Here is an 18,452-nt window from a genome sequence, read left to right on the forward strand (position 1 = left end):
CTCCCGAAGCCGGGCCGGTGGGTGGGCGCTCACTCGGTGCCCTTGGGCTTGCGCTGCTCCCAGCCGTCGGCCCACAGGTCGAAGCGGGCCTGCTGCTGCGGGAACTCCGCGGCGGCGTCGACGTCCAGCTCGACCCCGAGACCGGGCTCGTGGGAGAGGTGGAAGCAGCCGTCCTCGGGGTTCACCTGGGGGGCGCCCTTGATGACCTTCTTGATCTCCGCGTCCGCGAAGTCGTTGAAGTGCTCAAGGATCTTGAAGTTGGGTGCGGTGAAGCCGACCTGGAGGGAGGCGGCGGTCAGGACCGGCCCGCCCACGTTGTGCGGCGCGACCAGCATGTAGTGCGTCTCGGCGGTGGCGGCCAGCTTACGGGTCTCCCAGATACCGCCGATGTGACCGACGTCCGGCTGGATGATGTCCACGGCCTGGCTCTCGAAGAGCTCACGGAACTCGATGCGATCGTGAATGCGCTCACCCGTGGCGACCGGCATGTCGACCTTGGCGGCGACCTTCTCCAGCGCCTTCAGGTTCTCCGGCGGCACCGGCTCCTCCAGCCACGCGGGCTTGAAGGGCGCCAGCTCCTTGGCCAGGCGGACGGCGGTGGCGGGGGAGAACCGGCCGTGCATCTCCAGCATCAGCTCGGCGTCCGGGCCGATGGCGTCGCGCACGGCCTCGATCAGGGAGACCGCGTAGAGGCTCTGCTCGTGGTCCAGCTCGAAGTGGCCGGTCCCGAACGGGTCGATCTTGAGCGCCCGGTAACCGCGCTCCATGACCCCCTGGGCCGCCTTGTGGTACGCCTCGGGCGTCCGCTCGGTGGTGTACCAGCCGTTGGCGTACGCCTTGACCTTGTCGGTGACCTTGCCGCCGAGCAGCTGCCAGACCGGCACGCCGAGCGCCTTGCCCTTGATGTCCCAGCAGGCCATCTCGATCACGGCGATGCCGGACATCACGATCTCACCGGCCCGGCCGTAGTCGCCGTACTTCATCCGCTTGACGAGATCCTCGACAGCGAAGGGGTCCGACCCGAGAATGTGGTTGTTCTTCGCCTCGTGCAGATAGCCGAGCAGCGCGTCGGTGTGGCCCAGCATGCGGGTCTCGCCGACGCCGGTGAGTCCCTCGTCGGTGTGCACCTGGACGTAGGTCAGGTTCCGCCACGGCGTTCCGACCACGTGCGTGCTGATTCCCGTGATGCGCACGGTACTCCCTGTCCTTTGTAGTCTGTTCGAAATATCGACACTCGTTCGAAATGCTGGTCGCGACAGTAGGGACGACCCTGTGCGAGTGTCAATGGGTCTACAAACAACGGTTTGGACGCGACGGCGGAGGCGGCCCGCGAGGCGGCTGCGGCGGGGGTGTGCCGCGAGGGCCGCCGGCCTCTTCGGGGGCGTGTGCATGCCTCCCATGGTGCCACTCGGAGGGTGTCTGACCAGGCAAGACGACTGCTGCAGTCCAACCCCCTCCGCCCGCTGCGTTATTCAACCGTGACGACTTCCCTGGCGCAGACCCCTTGACCGCCATGAATTGTTAGCGCTCACAATGACCTCCGCGTTCATCAGTCGTCGCACAACGGCACCAGGAGGTACGAGCGTCGTGTCGGCAGAGCCCCAACTCGCCTTATCGCCCGCATTCCTGGGGCTGTCCGGAACCCCGGCGTGACGCCGGCGGCGCGGAGTCGTCCGCCCACGTCACAGGTCCTGTCAGCCGACGACCGCCAAGGAGGTGCGGCCGTGACCCAATCGCAGCTTCGGCCGCCCACCATGGCCGATGTGGCACGCCAGGCCGGCGTGTCCCATCAGACCGTGTCCCGTGTGCTGGGGGACCACCCCAACGTGCGGGACGAGACACGGGCCAAGGTGCTGCGCGCGATCGAGGAGATGGGCTACCGCCGTAACTTCTCCGCACGGGCCCTGGCGACCCGGCGCACCCGGACCCTGGGTGTGGTCGCCTCCAACACCACGCTCTACGGCCCGGCCAGTACGTTGTTCGCGCTGGAGGAGGCGGCGCGCGCCGAGGGCTATCTCGTCTCGACGGTCAGTCTGCGCAGGCTGACGGTGGAGACGCTGTCCGAGGCGCTCGACCGGCTCAGTGAGGGCGGGGTGGAGGGGGTCATCGCCATCGCCCCGCAGCGGTCGGCGGTCGAGGCCCTCGCCGAACTCCGCCATCCGTTCCCGGTGGTGGCCGTGGGTACCGGCTCCGGCGCGCAGATCCCCAGCGTCAACGTGGATCAGAACCTGGGCGCACGGCTGGCCACCGGCCATCTGCTCGCCACCGGCCACCGCAGGGTCTGGCATCTCGCCGGACCCGAGGACTGGCAGGAGGCGGCGGACCGGGCCGACGGCTGGCGGGCGACCCTCGAAGAGGCGGACATCGAACCACCGATGCTGCTGCGGGGGGACTGGAGTCCGCTGTCGGGCTACCGGGCCGGCCAGGAACTGGCGGGCTGGGTGGGACGCGGCCTGACCGCCGTGTTCGTGGCCAACGACCAGATGGCACTGGGGGTGTTGCGGGCGCTGCGTGAGGCGGGCGTACGTACTCCCCAGGACGTGGCGGTGGCCGGCTTCGACGACATCCCGGAGTCGGAGTTCTTCGCCCCGCCGCTCACCACCGTCCGGCAGGACTTCGCGGCGGTGGGCAAGCAGGGCATCGCCCTGCTGCTGGACCTGATCGAGGGCCGTACCCCCTGCGGTACGTCCCAGGTCTCCATCGAGCCCCAACTCGTCGTCCGCGCAAGCACGTTCCCGTACCTTCCTCAGCCGGGAGCCGCTCCCGGCTGACACCGCACCACCCGGTCGCCTTTCGTTCTCCGGGCCGAGCGTGACCGACATTTCGAACGATGATCGACAGGCTGGACGCAGTGCAGCCGGTCCCACCGAGTAGCCAACGAGTACCAGCGGTCCATCCCAGGGCCGGCTCTTCAAAGGAGAAGAACATGCTCAACAGACGGAACTTCCTCACTGCGGCGGTCGGCGTGGCGGCCACGGCCGGTCTGGCGGCCTGCGCCAAGGAGGACAGCTCCTCCACCGGCTCCTCCTCCGGCGGCAGCGACACGATCACCCTCGGCTTCTCCCAGGTCGGCTCCGAGAGCGGCTGGCGCAGCGCCAACACCGACTCGGTGAAGTCGGCCGCCAAGGAGGCGGGCTACAAGCTGCAGTTCTCCGACGCGCAGCAGAAGCAGGAGAACCAGATCTCCGCCATCCGCAGCTTCATCGCGCAGAAGGTGGACGTCATAGCCTTCTCGCCGGTGGTCGTCACCGGCTGGGACGCCGTGCTCAAGGAGGCCCAGGCGGCGAAGATCCCGGTCGTCCTGACCGACCGGTCCGTCGAGAGCGACGAGTCCCTCTTCGCCACCCTGGTCGGCTCCGACTTCACCGACGAGGGCCGGCGCGCCGCCCGGATCCTGGAGAAGGTCCTGGAGAAGGCCGGCCACAAGGGCGACGTGAAGATCGCCCAGCTGGAGGGCACCACCGGTGCCGCCCCCGCGATCGAGCGAGCCAAGGGCTTCAAGGAGGTCATGGACGCCGACCACGCGGACGACTGGAAGATCGTCGTCACGCAGACCGGCGACTTCACCCGGGCCGGCGGCAAGCAGGTCATGTCGGCCTTCCTGCAGTCCAACCCGGACATCAACGTCCTCTACGCGCACAACGACGACATGGGCCTGGGCGCCATCCAGGCCATCGAGGCGGCCGGCAAGAAGCCCGGCAAGGACATCCTGATCATCACGGTCGACGGTGTGAAGGACGGCTTCATCGCCATGTCCGAAGGCAAGATCAACGCGATCGTCGAGTGCAACCCGCTGCTCGGCCCCCAGCTGATGGACGTCGTGAAGAAGGTCCACGCCGGCGAGACGGTCGAGCGCTGGATCAAGACCGAGGAGAGCGACTTCATGCAGGACCAGGCCAAGGACGCGCTCCCCACCCGTAAGTACTGACCGACCGCACCCACCGGCAGGGGCCTCCGGCCGACCGAATCTCGGTCGGTCGGGCCCTGTGGGCCTGCAGCGGCTCGTAGGAGCGCTGCCGTGACTCCGCCTCACGTGGGGGCTTCCAGCCAAAAGGCTGCGGTCCAGCCCGAACCGACCCCTTGCGGGGCGTAATCAACCTGACACGGAACGAATTCCATACCGGCAAAGCCGGTGACCCCCTCACTAGGGAGAGGTATGGCAGAGCCGCGGCCCGTCCTGGAGATGACGGGCATAGTCAAAGAGTTTCCGGGGGTACGGGCTCTGTCGGGCGTCGACTTCCGGCTCTTCCCCGGCGAGATCCACGCCCTCATGGGCGAGAACGGGGCCGGGAAATCCACCCTCATCAAGGTGCTGACCGGGGTCCACACCCTGGACGGCGGCACCATCACCCTCGACGGCAAGACCGTGCGGATCGGCAGCCCGCTGGAGGCCCAGCACGCCGGCATCAGCACGGTCTACCAGGAGGTCAACCTCTGCCCCAACCTCTCGGTGGCGGAGAACATCTTCATCGGCCGTGAGCCCACCCGCGGCGGCCGCATCCAGTGGAAGCAGCTGCGCAAGGAAGCCGCGGAGATGGTCGACCGCCTCGGCCTCGACATCGACGTGACGGCGCCGCTGTCCTCGTACCCGCTGGCCGTGCAGCAACTGGTCGCGATCGTACGGTCGGTGGGCCACGGCGACAGCGACGGCCAGGGCTCCGGCACCAAGGTGCTCGTCCTGGACGAGCCCACCTCCAGCCTCGACCGCGACGAGGTCCTCGAACTGTTCCGCCTGATGCGGCGCCTGCGGGACGAGGGCGTCGCGATCCTCTTCGTGTCGCACTTCCTCGACCAGATCTACGAGATCTGCGACCGCATGACCGTCCTGCGCAACGGCACCCTCGTCGGCGAGCACATGGTCGCCGACCTCGACCAGGTCGGGCTGATCGAGCTGATGATCGGCAAGGCCCTGGACCAGCTGGAGGAGCTCCACGAGCACCAGCTGCGCTCCGACGTCGGCGAGACGCTCGTCAAGGCCGAGGGCCTCGGCCGCACCGGCGGCATCGCCCCCTTCGACCTGGAGATCAAGAAGGGCGAGGTGCTCGGCCTCGCCGGACTGCTCGGCTCCGGCCGCACCGAACTGGCCCGGCTGCTCTTCGGCGCCGACCAGCCCGACAGCGGCAAGGTGACCATCGCCGGCAAGCAGGTCTCGATGAGCGCCCCCAACGACGCCATCGGCGCCGGCGTCGCCTTCTGCTCGGAGAACCGCAAGACCGAAGGCCTCGTCCCCGACCTCACGGTCCGCGAGAACATCATCCTCGCCCTCCAGGCGTCCCGCGGCTGGACCCGGCCCATCCCGGCCTCCCAGCGCGACGAACTCGTCGCCAAGTACATCAAGGCCCTCGACATCCGCCCCGCCAACCCCGAGGCCCGCGTCGGCCAGTTGAGCGGCGGCAACCAGCAGAAGGTGCTCCTCGCCCGCTGGCTGATCACCCAACCGAAGCTGCTGATCCTCGACGAGCCGACCCGCGGCATCGACATCGGCGCCAAGGCCGAGATCCAGAAGCTCGTGGTCTCCCTCTCCGAGGACGGCATGTCCGTGCTGTACATCGCCGCCGAACTGGAGGAGGTCCTCCGCCTCAGCCACACCATCGGAGTGCTCCGCGACCGCAAACTCGTGGCGCAGCTGACCAACGGGCCGGAGATCACCACCAGCAAGATCCTGGAGACCATCGCGAGCGGAGAGCACCAGTGAGTACCCCGGCAGTGACCACCCCCTCCCGCTGGCGAGCACTGACGCACCACCACCTGTTCTGGCCCGTCGCGGTCCTGATCGCCCTGCTGCTCGTCAACGTCCCCTTCACCCCCGACTTCTTCGCGATCCGGATGACGGACGGCCACCTCTACGGCAGCCTCGTCTCCATCGTGCTGTTCGGCTCGCCGCTGATCCTGGTCGCCGTCGGCATGACCCTCGTCATCGCCACCGGCGGCATCGACCTCTCCGTCGGCGCCGTCGTCGCCATCACCGGCGCCCTGACCTGCTCGTACATCAGCGACCAGGCCGACCAGAACGCGCTGGCCGGGGTGTTCCTCGCCATGGGCATAGGCCTGGTGGCGGCAGTGCTCTGCGGCCTGTGGAACGGCTTCCTGGTCGCCCGCATGGGCATCCAGCCGATCATCGCGACCCTCATCATCATGGTCGCCGGACGCGGTGTCGCCCAGCTGATCACCGACGGCCAGATCATCACCATCAACAGCGAGCCGTACAAGCTGATCGGCGGCGGCTACTGGCTGACCCTGCCCTTCTCCATCTTCGTCGTCGCCGCGGTCGTGGCCGTCACCATCGCCCTGACCCGCCGTACGGCGCTCGGCCTGCTCGTCGAGTCGGTCGGCGGCAACGCCGAGGCCAGCCGCCTGGTCGGCATCAGGTCCATGCGCATCAAGATCATGGTGTACATGTTCTGCGCCCTGTGCGCGGGCATCGCCGGCCTGATGATCAGCTCCAACACCTCGGCCGCGGACGGCAACAACGCCGGCCTGTGGATCGAGCTGGACGCGATCCTCGCGGTCGTCATCGGCGGTACCTCGCTGCTCGGCGGCCGGTTCTCCATCGGCGGCACCGTGATCGGCGCCCTCGTCATCCAGACCCTGACCACCACGATCTACACCATCGGCGTGCCCACCCAGACCAACCTGGTCTTCAAGGCCGCCGTCGTCATCGTCGTCTGCCTGCTGCAGTCCCCGAAGTTCCGGGCCAAGGTCTTCGGCGCCCGCGGGCGGGCCGCCGCCCCGGTGACGCCCGCCGCGCCGGCCGACGCCGCCCCGAAGATGGAGGTGTCGCGATGAGCGCGACCACCAAGACCCGTACGGCACCGGAAGGCGGTCCGTCCACGCCGTCACCGGCGTCCGCGTCCGCGGCCGCACGCCTGCTCGGCGACCGGCGGCTGCCCGTCCTGGTCACGGCCGGCCTGTTCCTCGCGATGTACATCGGCGGTCTCAGCCGCTACCAGAACTACGGTTTCGGCGAACCGCAGGTCTTCCTCAACCTGTTCATCGACAACAGCTATCTGCTGGTCGCCGCCGTCGGCGCCACCTTCGTCATCATGTCCGGCGGCATCGACCTGTCCGTCGGCTCGCTGATCGGCTTCACCACCATGTTCACGGCGTGGCTGGTGGAACGTCAGGGCCTGCCGCTGCTGCTGGTCATCCCGCTCGCCCTGGGTGTGGGCGCGTTCGGCGGCTTCCTCATGGGCTATGTGATCCACAACTTCGAGATCCAGCCGTTCATCGTGACCCTCGCCGGCCTCTTCCTCTTCCGGGGCCTCTGCCTGGTCATCAGCAAGGAGTCCATCTCCATCAGCGACTCCACGGTGAGCAGCATGGCCCAGACACGGGTGTCGCTCGGACTGGGGGAGCTGTCGATCGGCGCCATCGTGGCCCTGGTGGTGCTGGGAGCCGCGTTCTACGTGTTGCATTACACGCGCTTCGGCCGCCGGGTGTACGCCATCGGCGGCAACGAGCAGTCGGCGCTGCTGATGGGGCTTCCGCTGGGCGGCACGAAGATCGCCGTGTACACCGTGAGCGGCTTCTGCTCGGCCCTGGCCGGCCTGCTGTTCATGCTCTACATCCAGTCCGGTGACCCGCTGCACGCCGTCGGCATGGAGCTCGACGCGATCGCCGCGGTCGTCATCGGCGGCACGCTGCTGACGGGCGGCTCCGGCTACGTCCTGGGCACCCTGTTCGGCGTTCTCGTGCTGGGCCTGATCAAGAGCATCATCCAGTTCGAGGGCACGCTCAGCTCGTGGTGGACGAAGATCGCCACAGGTGTGCTGCTGTGCGCGTTCATCCTGATCCAGCGGGCGATGACGGCGCGGAAGCAAACGTAAGCCGAGGCAAGATATTCGGGCTGACGCGGCCCGTCGCACGTACGCCGTGCGACGGGCCGCGTGGCGTTCGCCGTGACGTTCGCGCCGAATGGTCGGGCTTGACCTCGACCGACCAAACAGGAAGGGCCAGTTCCGCACACAACTTTCACAGCAGCCGCTAGGAAAGGTGCGGGTCGGTTACCTAGTCTTCCCGCGTCATGGACTACTGCCACCCGTGCCGAAGGCACCTCAACGGCGCCCTCGCCTGCCCGGGGTGCGGCACCTCGGTCGAAGAACTCCACGCGTACGCGGAGGAGTCCGACGCGCGCCCCGACGACGAACCGGAGGCCGCGGCGGAGAGCGAACCGGGCTCCCGCGCCGCGCGCCGCCAAGGCGCCCGCGAGCGCGGCGCGAGCGCGGGGAGTGCGGGGAGCGCGGGGAGTGCGGGAAGCGCGGGGACGCGTTCCAACCGCCGCGACCGCAAGGCGGCGGCCCACCGGCGCCGCCGCAAGCGCGTGCTGCTCATCGGCAGCGGCCTGCTGCTGGCCGCCGGCGCCCTGAGCCTCGCCGAACTGGGCATAGAGACCCCCGGCTCCGGCTCGACGACCACGGCGGCGGACGAGGACTCCGCGGGCGGCGCCTCGGCCTCCCCCGACGGCGGGACGTCCGAAAAGGACGGCACGCCCGGAGCCTCCGGCAAGAACGCCTCCCCGTCCACGACCCCCTCCGGCTCGGCCTCCCCCTCGGCCTCCGAGTCGGAGAAGGCCGACAAGGGCGAGTCCGACAAGGACAAGAAGGAACGCGAGTCGGAGTTCGCCACGGCAGGCACCCGCCCCGACGCCACCCCTTCGGCCCCGGCCGTCTCCTCGGCCCCCGACCCCACGACCGAGCCCACCACCGACGACCCGACGGCCGACGACCCGACACCGGAGCCCTCGCCTTCGGAGACATGCGAGAAGATCCTCTGGTGGTGCGCGTAGGGGGTCGGCCGTCAGGTCAGGAACTCGCCGTCAGGCCAGGAACTCCGCGACGGTAGCCGTGAACCGCCCGGCGTCGTCCATCCAAGGATGGTGCGAGGCTCCGCCCTGAACGACCAGCCGGGCATCCGGGAAGAGTTCGGCGTACTCGGCCATCGCGCGCGGCGGTGAGTTGAGGTCGACCTCCCCGGCGAGCACGAGGACGGGGGCCCCGAAGCGGGCGAGGGCCGCCCGGCTGCCATCGGGGTCGAAGGCCCCGCCCGCCCCGAAGGCGCCAGCGGCTTCCTGGTTCTTCTGCGCGGAGTCGGCGGCGTGCAGCTCTTGGGCGGCAGAGTCCCAACGCCCATGGAAGAACGGCGCGATGGCCTCCCAGTGCCCGCCCTCCGCCCGCCCCGCCGCGATCTCCTCCAACGCCGCGAACGCCTCCCCGAACCACGTCTCGCCGTCCCGCGCCCGCGCGACCTCGAGCCGGTCCTCGACGCCGACCGAGATCCCGACACCGATGGGACTGGGCGTGACCAGCACAAGTCGGCCCACGCGCTCCGGATACCGACTGGCGTACGCCACCGCGAGATTCGCCCCGGCACAGTGGGCGAGCAAGTCGATCCGCTCCAGCCCCAGATGCACGCGCAGCGCCTCGATGTCGTCGACCTGCCGGTCGCAACGGTAGGTCGCGGTGTCCTCCGGGACGGCGGAATCCCCCGTACCCCTGAGATCGAGCCGAATCAACCGCCGATGCGCGGACAGCCCCCCGAGGTCGCCGAGATAGGCGGAGGCACGCATCGGCCCACCGGGAAGACAGACCAGGGGCGGCCCGTCGCCGAGGGCGTGGTAGGCGAGCGAAGTACGGTCGGTTGCGAGGAAGTTGGCCATGAGGGCGACCCTCACAGCCGGCCCCGACCCGGGCAACAGAATTCCTCGCCTCCTCCTCCCACCACCGGGATACCTTCGCCCCATGACGCACCTCCCCGCCGACCGCTCCGCCGACCCGCTGCACGACTGGTGGACCCGCCTGGACGACGAAACCCGCCAGGAGGCCGACACGAACGTCCTGCGCGACGGTTACGTGATGGCGGTCAGGACGGTGTGGGAGGCCCTACGCCAACAGGGCCTGCCCCTGCACGAGGCGGAGAAGCTGATCCACACCCGCTACGAGGCCCTCGCCGCCCACATCCAACGCACCCCACCCGACCCCCTCGACCTCCCCTCCCTCACCGCCCGCGCCACCGCGCACCCCGGCCGGGCAGCCGCGATCGAGGCCGTCTGGGACGGAGACACGGTCCACAGCTGGTTCGTCGTCCTGCTCGCGATCCTGGAAGACCCGCCAGGAGAAGCCCACCTGGCCACCATCTACGAACGCCGGGACGGCCCCTCACCGGCCACCCCCGCCACCGAGACCGGCCAGGCTTTGGCCCACCACCTTGGCGTACCGTTCCACTTCGCTTCCCCGGACGTACCGGACGACCAGGCCCCGCGCTGGCGATCGCGGCACATCGAGTGAGACCTGGGGAGCGAGGGCTGAGGGCCGCGGTATACAGATATCTGTGTAGTCGGCGATGTGGACGAGCCGTGGCAGATCGAGATCGAGCCGGAGGTTCGGCAATGGCTGGAGCTCCTCTCGGACCAGCACTACGGCAAGGCTGAGCGTGCCGCCGACATGCTCGCGGCTCAGCCGACGACCTTGGGGGAGCCGTACTCCCGGTATCTCGGCGGCAAGGTCCGCGAGCTGCGCTTCATGATGGAGGGGAATGCGGTCCGGACCACGTACTGGCTTGCTCCCGAGCGGCGGATCGTGCTCCTGAACGGTGTTCCGCAAGACAAGGCAGCGCGAGGCTGACGAGGTCGACCGTGCCAAGCATGCTCAGAAGGCATGTGAGGCGGACCACGGCCCTGCCCAGCACGACTACGACCGGATCCGCAGCGAGGAGGAGATCTCGTGAACCACTCTCAGTGGAAGACGCGCCGGACCCGGAGGCTCCTGGGGGAACGTGTCGAGGAGTCTCCGGCGTACGTCGAGGCCGGGTACGCGTTCGCTCTTGGCCAGGCCGTTTACGACCGCCGTATGGAACTGGGCCTTTCGCAGACCGAGTTGGCGCGCCGTGCCGACATGACCCAGCCGCAGATCTCGAACATCGAGGGCGGCGACTCCGTGCCGACGCTGCCCTTGCTCACCCGTCTGGCCAACGCCCTCGACGCGTCGCTGACGATCGACCTCGACGGCGACAGTTCGACCTTCGTCTTCACCGCCCACGGCAGCCGAGAGCCGGACGAGGCGCCGCCCGGCGGTCGGCACTCGGCGGCCTGACTCACCGATCGGGCGGCTACTCCCCGAGCATCCGCCGCAGCAGATTCCGCAACGACTCCCGCTCCTCGGTCGACAGCCCCGCCAGCGGCTCCCGTGCGAAGTCGAGAGACTCGCGGAGGCTGCGGGCCACCCGGCGCCCCTCCGCCGTCGCGGCGGCCAGCTTCACGCGGCGGTCCTTGGGGTCCGGGCGGCGTTCGACCAGCCCGCGCCTCTCCAGCCGGTCCACGATCCCCGTCACGTTCGACGGCTCGCAACGGAGTTTCTGGGCGAGGCGGCGCATGGGGAGGGGTTCAAGGGAGAGGAGGCCGAGGAGGCGGGCCTGGGCGCCGGTGAGGGCGTGGCCGGCGGCGGCGTCCTCGTACTCCTCGTGGTAGCGGGCCACGACCGTGCCGATGAGTTCGATGACCTCCAGGGTCAGCGGGTCGATGCGGGGGGTCGTCTTCTGTGGGGCCATGGACTCCAGCGTACCCCGTTACTTGACAACATGAAATATTCATGAGCATGGTTGTTTCAGGTACTGAACTAAATGGGAAAGGCTCCATGATGATCAACCGCGAATGGCACCTGCTCAGCCGCCCCGTCGGCTGGCCCAAGGACGAGGACTTCGCCCTGGTCGAGGCGGAGATCCGGCAGCCGGGCCCGGGCCAGGTCCTCGTGCGGAACAAGTACCTGTCCGTCGACCCGTACATGCGCGGCCGCATGAGCGACGCCAAGTCGTACGTCGCCCCCTTCGAGCTGGGCAAGGTCATGCAGGGCGGCGCCGTGGGCGAGGTCGTCGCCTCCGAGGCCGAGGGCATCGCCGTCGGCGACCACGTGCTGCACTTCGGCGGCTGGCGCGAGTACGCCACGTTCGACGCCGCGCAGGCCGTCAAGGTCGACCCGGACGCCGCGCCGCTCTCCACCTACCTCGGCGTCCTCGGCATGACCGGCCTCACCGCCTACGCGGGCCTGCTGCGGGTCGGCGCCTTCAAGGAGGGCGACGCGGTGTTCGTCTCCGGCGCGGCCGGTGCCGTAGGCAGCCAGGTCGGCCAGATCGCCAAGCTCAAGGGCGCCTCGCGGGTCATCGGCTCCGCCGGGTCCGACGAGAAGGTCAAGCTGCTGGTCGAGGAGTACGGCTTCGACGCCGCCTTCAACTACAAGAACGGCCCGGTCTGGGAGCAGCTCAAGGAGGCCGCGCCGGACGGCATCGACGTCTACTTCGACAACGTCGGCGGCGAACACCTGGAGGCCGCGATCGGCGCGCTCAACCTGCGCGGCCGGGCCGTGATCTGCGGCATGATCTCCCAGTACAACGCGACCGAGCCGACCCCCGGCCCCCGCAACATGGTCAAGATCCTCCAGAACCGGCTCCGCGTCGAGGGCGTCCTCGTCGGCGACCACTACGACCTCCAGCCCGAGTTCGTCCAGGAAGTCGGCCCCTGGGTCGCCTCCGGCGCCCTCAAGTACCGCGAGACCGTCGTCGAAGGCATCGAGAACAACCTGGAAGCCTTCCTCGGCGTCCTGCGCGGCGACAACACCGGCAAGATGATCGTCAAGCTCTGAGCCCACGACCGTGACGTCCGCCTGATCCCGTCGTTCACACGACGGAGTCCGCACCCCTGGACGTGGGGTGCGGACTCCGTCATGTGCGCGAACGTACGGGTCTCAGCTCGCCAGTGCCGCCGTGTGCACCGCCCGCACCAGCCCCTCGTTCTCCGGCGCCGCCCCGCCCGGGAAGGCCATCCGGCGGCGGGTGTAGCCGTACGCCAGGCCGCTGCGGGGGTCGGCGAAGGCCTGGCTGCCGCCCGCGCCGCTGTGGCCGAAGGTGCCGGCGCCGAGGAAGGGGTACAGGTTCTCGGCGGTGGCCTGGAAGCCGAGGCCGAACGCCCTCCGGTCGCGGGCGACGAGGTCGAAGCCGAGGGAGTGGATCTGGCCCACCTCGGCGATGGTGTCGGGCTTCAGCAGCGGCGGTCGGCCGTCCACCATGCTGATGGCCGCCGCGTACATCCCGGCGAGGCCGCGCGCGGAGGCGATGCCGCCCGCCGACGCCTGGCCGCTGGCGCGGACGGCGGGGGAGTTCGGGAAGTCCGTCAGCTCTCCCGGGTCCGGCACCTGGTTGTTGAACGCGATCGAGGACAGCGTGTGCGGGCCGCGCGGTACGGCGTCCAGCTCGGCCTGCTGCGCGGGCGTCGGGGTCATCGGCAGTACGGTGCGGAAGCGGCGCTCGTGCTCGGGCGGCAGCCCCAGGAAGAGGTCGAGGCCGTATGGGGCGCGGACCCGTTCCTCGTACACCTCCTGGAGCGTGCGGCCAGTCGCCCGCCGTACGACCTCTCCGGTGAGCGCCCCGATGGAGAACGCGTGGTAGCCGAAGGCGCTGCCGGGGCGCCAGAACGGGCGCTGGGTGGCGAGGCGTTCGGCGATGACGCGGTCGTCCGCCAACTCCTCTTCCGTGAACCCGGCGTCGGTGCCGATGAGCCCCGCCCGGTGTGTGATCAGCTCCCGCAGGGTCACCGCGCCTTTGCCCTCGGCCGCGAACTCGGGCCAGTAATAGGCGACTTCACGGTCCAGCTCCAGCACACCGTCCTGGACGAGGCGCGCGACGACGAGATGGGCGGCTCCCTTGGTGGACGAGAACACGCCGTACAGCGAGTCCCCGTCCGGCTGCCCCGCCCACAGGTCGACGACCCGCCGCCCGTGCACATAAGCGGTCAACTGCCCCTCGTAGTCGGCCCGTTCGGTGGCGACGAACGCGGCGAACTCCGCGCGCACCGCCTCGAAGCCGTCGGCGACCGTGCCGTGGACGGTGACCGTACCGGTCTCATCGATCATTCGCGCTCCCGTTGTTCGATACGTTCAGCAACGCCCGGCCCACCTGCGGGAATTCCCCCTTCGGGTGAGCGCGGAAGAGGGTTTCCGTGCCGAAGAGGACCGCGTTCGGGTCGCTGACCACGGATGCCTGCCCCGCCGCCGCTGCCGGGCCGCCGGTGCCGTCGTCCAGGGGGCGCCAGTGGCCGGAGACGAGCGGGTTGCCGGTGCCGTACGACTGCTCGACGGTGACCTCGGGGCCGAGGTCGGTGAACCAGACGGGCGCGTAGACGAAGCCATGGTCGGGCGCTCCGCCGGTGACGGCGCCATCACCCGAATTCACCACGCGGACCACGCCGTTGGCGTCCCCGTTGCCTTCCACCGCGGTCGCCTTCAGCAGTCCCGTGGCGGTGCTCAGTGCGGCCCCGGTCGTGCCCCGGCCGACCAGTCCGTGGGTGGTGAGGAAGCCGGTCAGGGCCGTACGGGCGGACGTGTTCAGACCGCCGTACGACAGTCCGGACGACACGAACAGCACATCGGCCTTGGACCAGTCGAAGCCCGCGTTGAGGATCGCGGTCGACACCGGGACGACGTCGAAGTTCATCTCCCGCAGAGCGAACAGTTCGCCTGCCGTGACGGCGGCGGCGACGCGGACGTGGTGGAGGGGGGTGCCTTTGACGGTCGTCGTCGCGTCGAAGGCCACGTCGTACGACCTGGCGAGTGCCTCGGCCTTCCGCCGCGCCGAGGACGGCACGAGGGCACTTCCGTCGGCCGCCTGCCGTACCGAAACCCCGTCGCTCAGAAGAGAGTTGAGCGCGGCGATCTCCTGCGGGGAGTCGAGGCGGAGGCGTAGATCGCCGCGCGGGGCCACGTAGCCGACGCGGGCCGCCGCCGTCACCGGGCGTGCGGGGACGGCCGACAGCCGGCCGCTCTCGACCTCCACCACGCTCGCGCCCCACAGCCGCCCGAGGCTCCAGCCGGAGATGTCGTACATCACCGAGACCTTGTCGCTGATGTCCCGCCCGTCGGCCAGCAGGACGTTGGTCAGGCCGCGCTTGGGCTGGCGCATGTCGACGACGTACGAGCCCCTCGCGTACGCGCGTCCGCCGAGCCGGAAGGAGTGGGTCGCGCGGGTGACGCGTACGTCGTTGGCGAGCAGGTGGTCGACGAGGCGCGCGGCGGCCGTGGCGGACCGCTGGGCGGTGCCGGCCGGGATGACGTACGCGCGCGGGAACTCGGTCGTGTAGACGTCCTCGGGGCCGATGCCGGGCACGCCGGGGACGGTCTCCTCGGAGACCGGGACCTGGGCGGCGCCCGTGGCACCGCGCCGGAAGACCTCGATCTGGTCGGCGATGAGGGAAGTTCGCTTCTGCCGCACGAAGTCGAGGGTCGCGTCCATGGTGGCGCCCGCCACGTCCACGTTGATCGCGGACCGGCGGCGCAGTTCGCTCACCGGCAGCGACTCGTACGCCGCGTTGTTGACCTGGAGCGGTATCTCCACGGTGTGCGCGGCGACCGTGCCGTGGAAGGCCGCGTACTGCGGGGTGAAGATCGGCGGCCAGTCGTCCCAGCCCTCCGCCGAGTCGCGGAAGGGGATCTGGACCGGGTCGACGCCGTCCTTCTCGGGCGTGTAGCCGAGGCCGTTGACGGCGGACTCCATGCCGAGGGCGTTGGCGTAGGTGTTCTTGAGGAAGAGGTCGTACTCGTAGTTCTCGCCGTGCGGGGGAGTGGTCGGCTCGATGAGGGTGCCGTTGACGTACCCGTGCAGGTCGAGCATGACGGCCGGCTGCTTGTCGATCTGGATCTGCCGCATCGCGCGTACCTCGGGCTGCGAGGCGGTCACGAAGTCCCGGTTCATGTCGAAGCCGCCTGCGTTCGTCCGCGTGCCCGCGACACGGCCGTCCGGGTTGGCGGTGATGTTGAAGTACAGCCGGGAGTGGGCGAGGAGGTCCTTCGTCTTCGTGTCGCTCGCGGTGGCGAGCCGCTCGATGAGCTTCAGGGCCGCGTCCGTGCCCTCCCACTCGTTGCCGTGGATGTTGTTGTTGAAGAAGACGGGTGTTTTGTACTTCTGCTTGACCGCCGGGTCCTTGGCCGCCAACTGCGGGGCGGATTCGATGAGTTCGCGCATACGCGCCTGGTCGCGGGCCTGCCGTGCGGTCTCCGGGGCGGTCACGGTGACGAGGTAGAGCCGGTGGCCGCCCGCCGAGCGCCCGGCGATCTCGACGCTCACCCGGTCGCCGAGCGTCTGGAGGGCGTTCAGCTTCGGCGCGATGGCGTGGTACGGGGTGAGGCCGAGCTTGAGGGACTTGTCGGTGGGGTTCTCCGGGTCGGGGGAGAGGATCTGTTCGCGGGGGTAGCCGCGACTGGAATCGGCCGTGTCGGCGAGGTCGGCGACCGGTGCCGTGAGGGCTCGCTGGGCCGCGCTCGCCGGGGCCTTGGCGGCGCCCTGCGGCAGCGCGGAGCCCTCGCGGACGGGGGGTTTCGGGTCGGCGCCCGCGGGGTGCGGGGCGATCAGGAGCGATCCTGCGGTGACAGTGACGGCGGCAAGGCTGAACAGTGCGGATCTGCTGAACAGTGCGGATCTCGGGCCGGGTCTCGGCGGACGCACGCTACCTCCTGGAGTGGGGTTCCTCGGATGTGCCGGTGCCAGTGCGAGTACGGGTGCCAGTGCGGGGGTGCGGGGGTGCGGGTGCCAGTGCGAGGGCGGATACGGATGTAGACCACGTGCGGTCGACCACAGGTGGTCTACCTGTTCGACTCCTGGGCAACAAGAGGGCGCCACCGTCACGAGCGCCTCGAACGGCCCCGATCCCGACGCTGATTACGTCCCGTGAGCCGCCTCCAGGTGCTACGCATCAGCGGTGAACTCTTCCGACATGTCACGCGGTGCGCGTCTGACCGCCCACGGCGCCGTCTCCACCGCCCTCGCCCTGCACAGCGACCACGCCCTGGCTGAACTCCTCGACACGGCCGCCCCGCTCGGCACCGGTATCGGCGGCAAGTCAGCGTTGCTGGAGGTCGCCGGAACCCCGGTCTTCGTCAAACGCGTGCCCCTCACAGACCCGGAGCGGCGCCCGGAACACGTCCACTCCACGGCGAACCTCTTCGGCCTTCCCCTCTACTGCCATTACGGCATCGGCGGCCCCGGCTTCGGCGTATGGCGGGAGCTCGCCGTCCACACGATGACGACGAACTGGGCGCTGGCGGGGGCGTACGACGGCTTCCCACTCATGTACCACTGGCGGGTGGTGCCGGACTCCACGCCCCTCCCCGAGGAACTGGCCGACATCGAACGCGTCGTCGCCTTCTGGGGCGGCGGACCCCACGTACGCGACCGCATCGAGGCCCTCCAGAAGTCCTCCGCGAGTGTCGCGCTGTTCCTGGAGTACATCCCGCGCAACCTCCACCAGTGGCTGGGCGAACGCACCGCCGCCGGTGCCGAGGCGGCCGACCGGGCCTGCGCCATGGTGGAGAGCGAGCTGGCGGCCGGACTCTCGTTCATGAACAGCCGGGGCCTGCTGCACTTCGACGCCCACTTCCAGAACATCCTGACCGACGGCCACCGCCTCTACTTCACCGACTACGGCCTCTCCTTCTCCTCCCGCTTCGACCTGTCCCCGCAGGAGAAGGCATTCTTCGACCGCCACCGCTCCTACGACCGCTGCTACGCCCTCAACCACCTGGTGAACTGGCTGGTCGCCGACCTTTACGGCTGCGGACCGGACAAGCGCGAGGAACGCGAGACCCGGATACGCGCGTACGGCCGGGGCGAGCGCCCCACCGGCATCCCCGACACCGCTGAGGCGATCATCACCCGCCACGCCCCGCTCGCCACGGTGATGGCGGACTTCTTCCGCCGCCTCAGAGGCGAGAGCAGGCAGACGCCGTATCCCGTGGACGCGCTTCGCCGGCTCGATCTCTCGGCCTAAAGATGAGTGGCAGTTGCCTAAAGGCTTTAGGTAACTGCACAATCGACATCGGCGAGCGAAAGGATGGTCATGTCACGCGTAGGGCTCACCCCGGAACGCCTGGCGCAGGCGGGCGCGGAGCTGGCCGACGAGATCGGCTTCGACGCGGTGACCGTCTCGGAGGTCGCCCGGCGGTTCGACGTCAAGGTCGCGAGTCTGTACTCCCATGTGAAGAACTCTCAGGACCTCAGGACCCGTATCGCCCTGCTGGCCCTGGAGGAACTCGCCGACCGGGGCGCCACCGCGCTCGCGGGGCGGGCCGGGAAGGACGCCCTCGCCGCCCTGGCGAACGTCTACCGCGACTACGCCCGCGAGCACCCCGGCCGCTATGACGCGGCCCGGCTGAAGCTGGACCCGGAGTCGGCGGCCGCGAGCGCCGGCGGCAGGCACTCCCGGATGACGCGGGCGATCCTGCGCGGCTACGACCTCGCCGAACCCGACCAGACCCACGCGGTCCGGCTGCTGGGCAGCGTCTTCCACGGCTACGTGAGCCTGGAGTCGGCGGGCGGCTTCAGCCACAGCGCCCCCGACCCGCAGGAGAGCTGGGAGCGGATCCTCGACGCTCTCGACGCCCTGCTGCGCAACTGGCCCGCCGACCAACAAGGTTGAGGTC

The 18,452-nt window shown here is 69.6% G+C and carries 16 protein-coding genes and 1 pseudogene; 12 read left to right on the forward strand and 5 right to left on the reverse strand.

Features of this window, described 5'->3' with window-relative positions; genetic code table 11:
• Positions 1-29 precede the first annotated feature (29 nt).
• A complete protein-coding gene (locus F3T56_RS13975; RefSeq protein ID WP_149825498.1) occupies positions 30-1,193 on the reverse strand; it encodes a mandelate racemase/muconate lactonizing enzyme family protein in 1,164 nt (387 codons plus the stop codon).
• A gap of 531 nt (positions 1,194-1,724) precedes the next feature.
• Here F3T56_RS13975 and F3T56_RS13980 point away from each other — a divergent pair.
• The 6 genes from F3T56_RS13980 (at position 1,725) to F3T56_RS14005 (ending at position 8,785) form a co-directional block, all read left to right on the forward strand.
• A complete protein-coding gene (locus tag F3T56_RS13980) occupies positions 1,725-2,771 on the forward strand; it encodes a LacI family DNA-binding transcriptional regulator (RefSeq protein ID WP_149825499.1) in 1,047 nt (348 codons plus the stop codon).
• A gap of 155 nt (positions 2,772-2,926) precedes the next feature.
• Positions 2,927-3,928 (forward strand): ABC transporter substrate-binding protein, encoded by a 1,002-nt coding sequence (locus F3T56_RS13985; RefSeq protein ID WP_149825500.1) that lies wholly within the window; start codon positions 2,927-2,929, stop codon positions 3,926-3,928.
• A 228-nt stretch (positions 3,929-4,156) separates the two neighbouring features.
• Positions 4,157-5,695, forward strand: coding sequence for a sugar ABC transporter ATP-binding protein (locus F3T56_RS13990; RefSeq protein WP_149825501.1), 1,539 nt, complete (start codon positions 4,157-4,159; stop codon positions 5,693-5,695).
• The gene (locus F3T56_RS13995; protein WP_149825502.1) at positions 5,692-6,786 is read left to right on the forward strand and encodes an ABC transporter permease; all 1,095 of its coding nucleotides are present in this window, start codon (positions 5,692-5,694) and stop codon (positions 6,784-6,786) included. Before F3T56_RS13990 ends, F3T56_RS13995 begins: the two co-directional genes overlap by 4 nt.
• A complete protein-coding gene (gene yjfF, locus F3T56_RS14000) occupies positions 6,783-7,826 on the forward strand; it encodes a galactofuranose ABC transporter, permease protein YjfF (protein ID WP_149825503.1) in 1,044 nt (347 codons plus the stop codon). Before F3T56_RS13995 ends, yjfF begins: the two co-directional genes overlap by 4 nt.
• A 197-nt stretch (positions 7,827-8,023) precedes the next feature.
• Positions 8,024-8,785, forward strand: coding sequence for an SCO2400 family protein (locus F3T56_RS14005; protein WP_149825504.1), 762 nt, complete (start codon positions 8,024-8,026; stop codon positions 8,783-8,785).
• A gap of 30 nt (positions 8,786-8,815) precedes the next feature.
• Here the strand turns inward: F3T56_RS14005 and F3T56_RS14010 are convergent, their stop codons facing one another.
• On the reverse strand, positions 8,816-9,655 hold the full coding sequence (locus tag F3T56_RS14010; RefSeq protein WP_149825505.1) for an alpha/beta fold hydrolase: 840 nt from the start codon (positions 9,653-9,655) through the stop codon (positions 8,816-8,818).
• 82 nt (positions 9,656-9,737) lie between these two features.
• Between F3T56_RS14010 and F3T56_RS14015 the strand changes: the two genes are divergently transcribed.
• From F3T56_RS14015 to F3T56_RS14025, 3 genes and pseudogenes are all read left to right on the forward strand, one after another.
• Positions 9,738-10,283 (forward strand): hypothetical protein, encoded by a 546-nt coding sequence (locus F3T56_RS14015; RefSeq protein ID WP_246203611.1) that lies wholly within the window; start codon positions 9,738-9,740, stop codon positions 10,281-10,283.
• Between the two features lie 57 nt (positions 10,284-10,340).
• Positions 10,341-10,722, forward strand: a pseudogene (locus F3T56_RS14020) (type II toxin-antitoxin system RelE/ParE family toxin).
• Positions 10,719-11,087 (forward strand): helix-turn-helix domain-containing protein, encoded by a 369-nt coding sequence (locus F3T56_RS14025; protein WP_149825506.1) that lies wholly within the window; start codon positions 10,719-10,721, stop codon positions 11,085-11,087. Before F3T56_RS14020 ends, F3T56_RS14025 begins: the two are co-directional and overlap by 4 nt.
• A 16-nt stretch (positions 11,088-11,103) precedes the next feature.
• On the opposite strand, the gene F3T56_RS14030 is transcribed toward F3T56_RS14025, so the two are convergent.
• Complete coding sequence (locus F3T56_RS14030; protein ID WP_149825507.1) at positions 11,104-11,541, reverse strand: MarR family winged helix-turn-helix transcriptional regulator; 438 nt, start codon at positions 11,539-11,541, stop codon at positions 11,104-11,106.
• An 89-nt stretch (positions 11,542-11,630) separates the two neighbouring features.
• Here F3T56_RS14030 and F3T56_RS14035 point away from each other — a divergent pair, with 89 nt between their 5' ends.
• Complete coding sequence (locus F3T56_RS14035; RefSeq protein WP_149825594.1) at positions 11,631-12,629, forward strand: NADP-dependent oxidoreductase; 999 nt, start codon at positions 11,631-11,633, stop codon at positions 12,627-12,629.
• Between the two features lie 102 nt (positions 12,630-12,731).
• Here F3T56_RS14035 and F3T56_RS14040 read toward each other — a convergent pair whose 3' ends face one another.
• Complete coding sequence (locus tag F3T56_RS14040) at positions 12,732-13,895, reverse strand: serine hydrolase domain-containing protein (protein WP_149825508.1); 1,164 nt, start codon at positions 13,893-13,895, stop codon at positions 12,732-12,734.
• Positions 13,885-16,479, reverse strand: a complete 2,595-nt coding sequence (locus F3T56_RS14045; protein WP_149825509.1) for a M14 family zinc carboxypeptidase — start codon at positions 16,477-16,479, stop codon at positions 13,885-13,887. The genes F3T56_RS14040 and F3T56_RS14045 overlap by 11 nt, the downstream gene beginning before the upstream one ends.
• Before the next feature lie 268 nt (positions 16,480-16,747).
• On the opposite strand from F3T56_RS14045, the gene F3T56_RS14050 reads away from it, so the two are divergent.
• Positions 16,748-17,800, forward strand: a complete 1,053-nt coding sequence (locus F3T56_RS14050) for a serine/threonine-protein kinase (protein ID WP_149825595.1) — start codon at positions 16,748-16,750, stop codon at positions 17,798-17,800.
• Positions 17,801-17,869: 69 nt separating this feature from the next.
• Positions 17,870-18,448: a TetR/AcrR family transcriptional regulator gene (locus F3T56_RS14055; protein WP_149825510.1), complete on the forward strand. Its 579-nt coding sequence runs from the start codon at positions 17,870-17,872 to the stop codon at positions 18,446-18,448.
• Positions 18,449-18,452 lie beyond the last annotated feature (4 nt).

The sequence above is a fragment of the Streptomyces tailanensis genome (assembly GCF_008386495.1).
Classification (GTDB): domain Bacteria; phylum Actinomycetota; class Actinomycetes; order Streptomycetales; family Streptomycetaceae; genus Streptomyces; species Streptomyces tailanensis.

Excerpts from the sequence above, each read along its gene's own strand:
- F3T56_RS14055 (WP_149825510.1), top strand. The coding sequence starts at position 17,870 with ATGTCACGCGTAGGGCTCACCCCGGAACGCCTGGCGCAGGCGGGCGCG.
- F3T56_RS14035 (WP_149825594.1), top strand. The coding sequence starts at position 11,631 with ATGATCAACCGCGAATGGCACCTGCTCAGCCGCCCCGTCGGCTGGCCC.
- F3T56_RS14010 (WP_149825505.1), bottom strand. The coding sequence starts at position 9,655 with ATGGCCAACTTCCTCGCAACCGACCGTACTTCGCTCGCCTACCACGCC.
- yjfF (WP_149825503.1), top strand. The coding sequence starts at position 6,783 with ATGAGCGCGACCACCAAGACCCGTACGGCACCGGAAGGCGGTCCGTCC.
- F3T56_RS13990 (WP_149825501.1), top strand. The coding sequence starts at position 4,157 with ATGGCAGAGCCGCGGCCCGTCCTGGAGATGACGGGCATAGTCAAAGAG.
- F3T56_RS14040 (WP_149825508.1), bottom strand. The coding sequence starts at position 13,895 with ATGATCGATGAGACCGGTACGGTCACCGTCCACGGCACGGTCGCCGAC.
- F3T56_RS14015 (WP_246203611.1), top strand. The coding sequence starts at position 9,738 with ATGACGCACCTCCCCGCCGACCGCTCCGCCGACCCGCTGCACGACTGG.
- F3T56_RS14005 (WP_149825504.1), top strand. The coding sequence starts at position 8,024 with ATGGACTACTGCCACCCGTGCCGAAGGCACCTCAACGGCGCCCTCGCC.
- F3T56_RS13985 (WP_149825500.1), top strand. The coding sequence starts at position 2,927 with ATGCTCAACAGACGGAACTTCCTCACTGCGGCGGTCGGCGTGGCGGCC.
- F3T56_RS14030 (WP_149825507.1), bottom strand. The coding sequence starts at position 11,541 with ATGGCCCCACAGAAGACGACCCCCCGCATCGACCCGCTGACCCTGGAG.
- F3T56_RS14050 (WP_149825595.1), top strand. The coding sequence starts at position 16,748 with ATGTCACGCGGTGCGCGTCTGACCGCCCACGGCGCCGTCTCCACCGCC.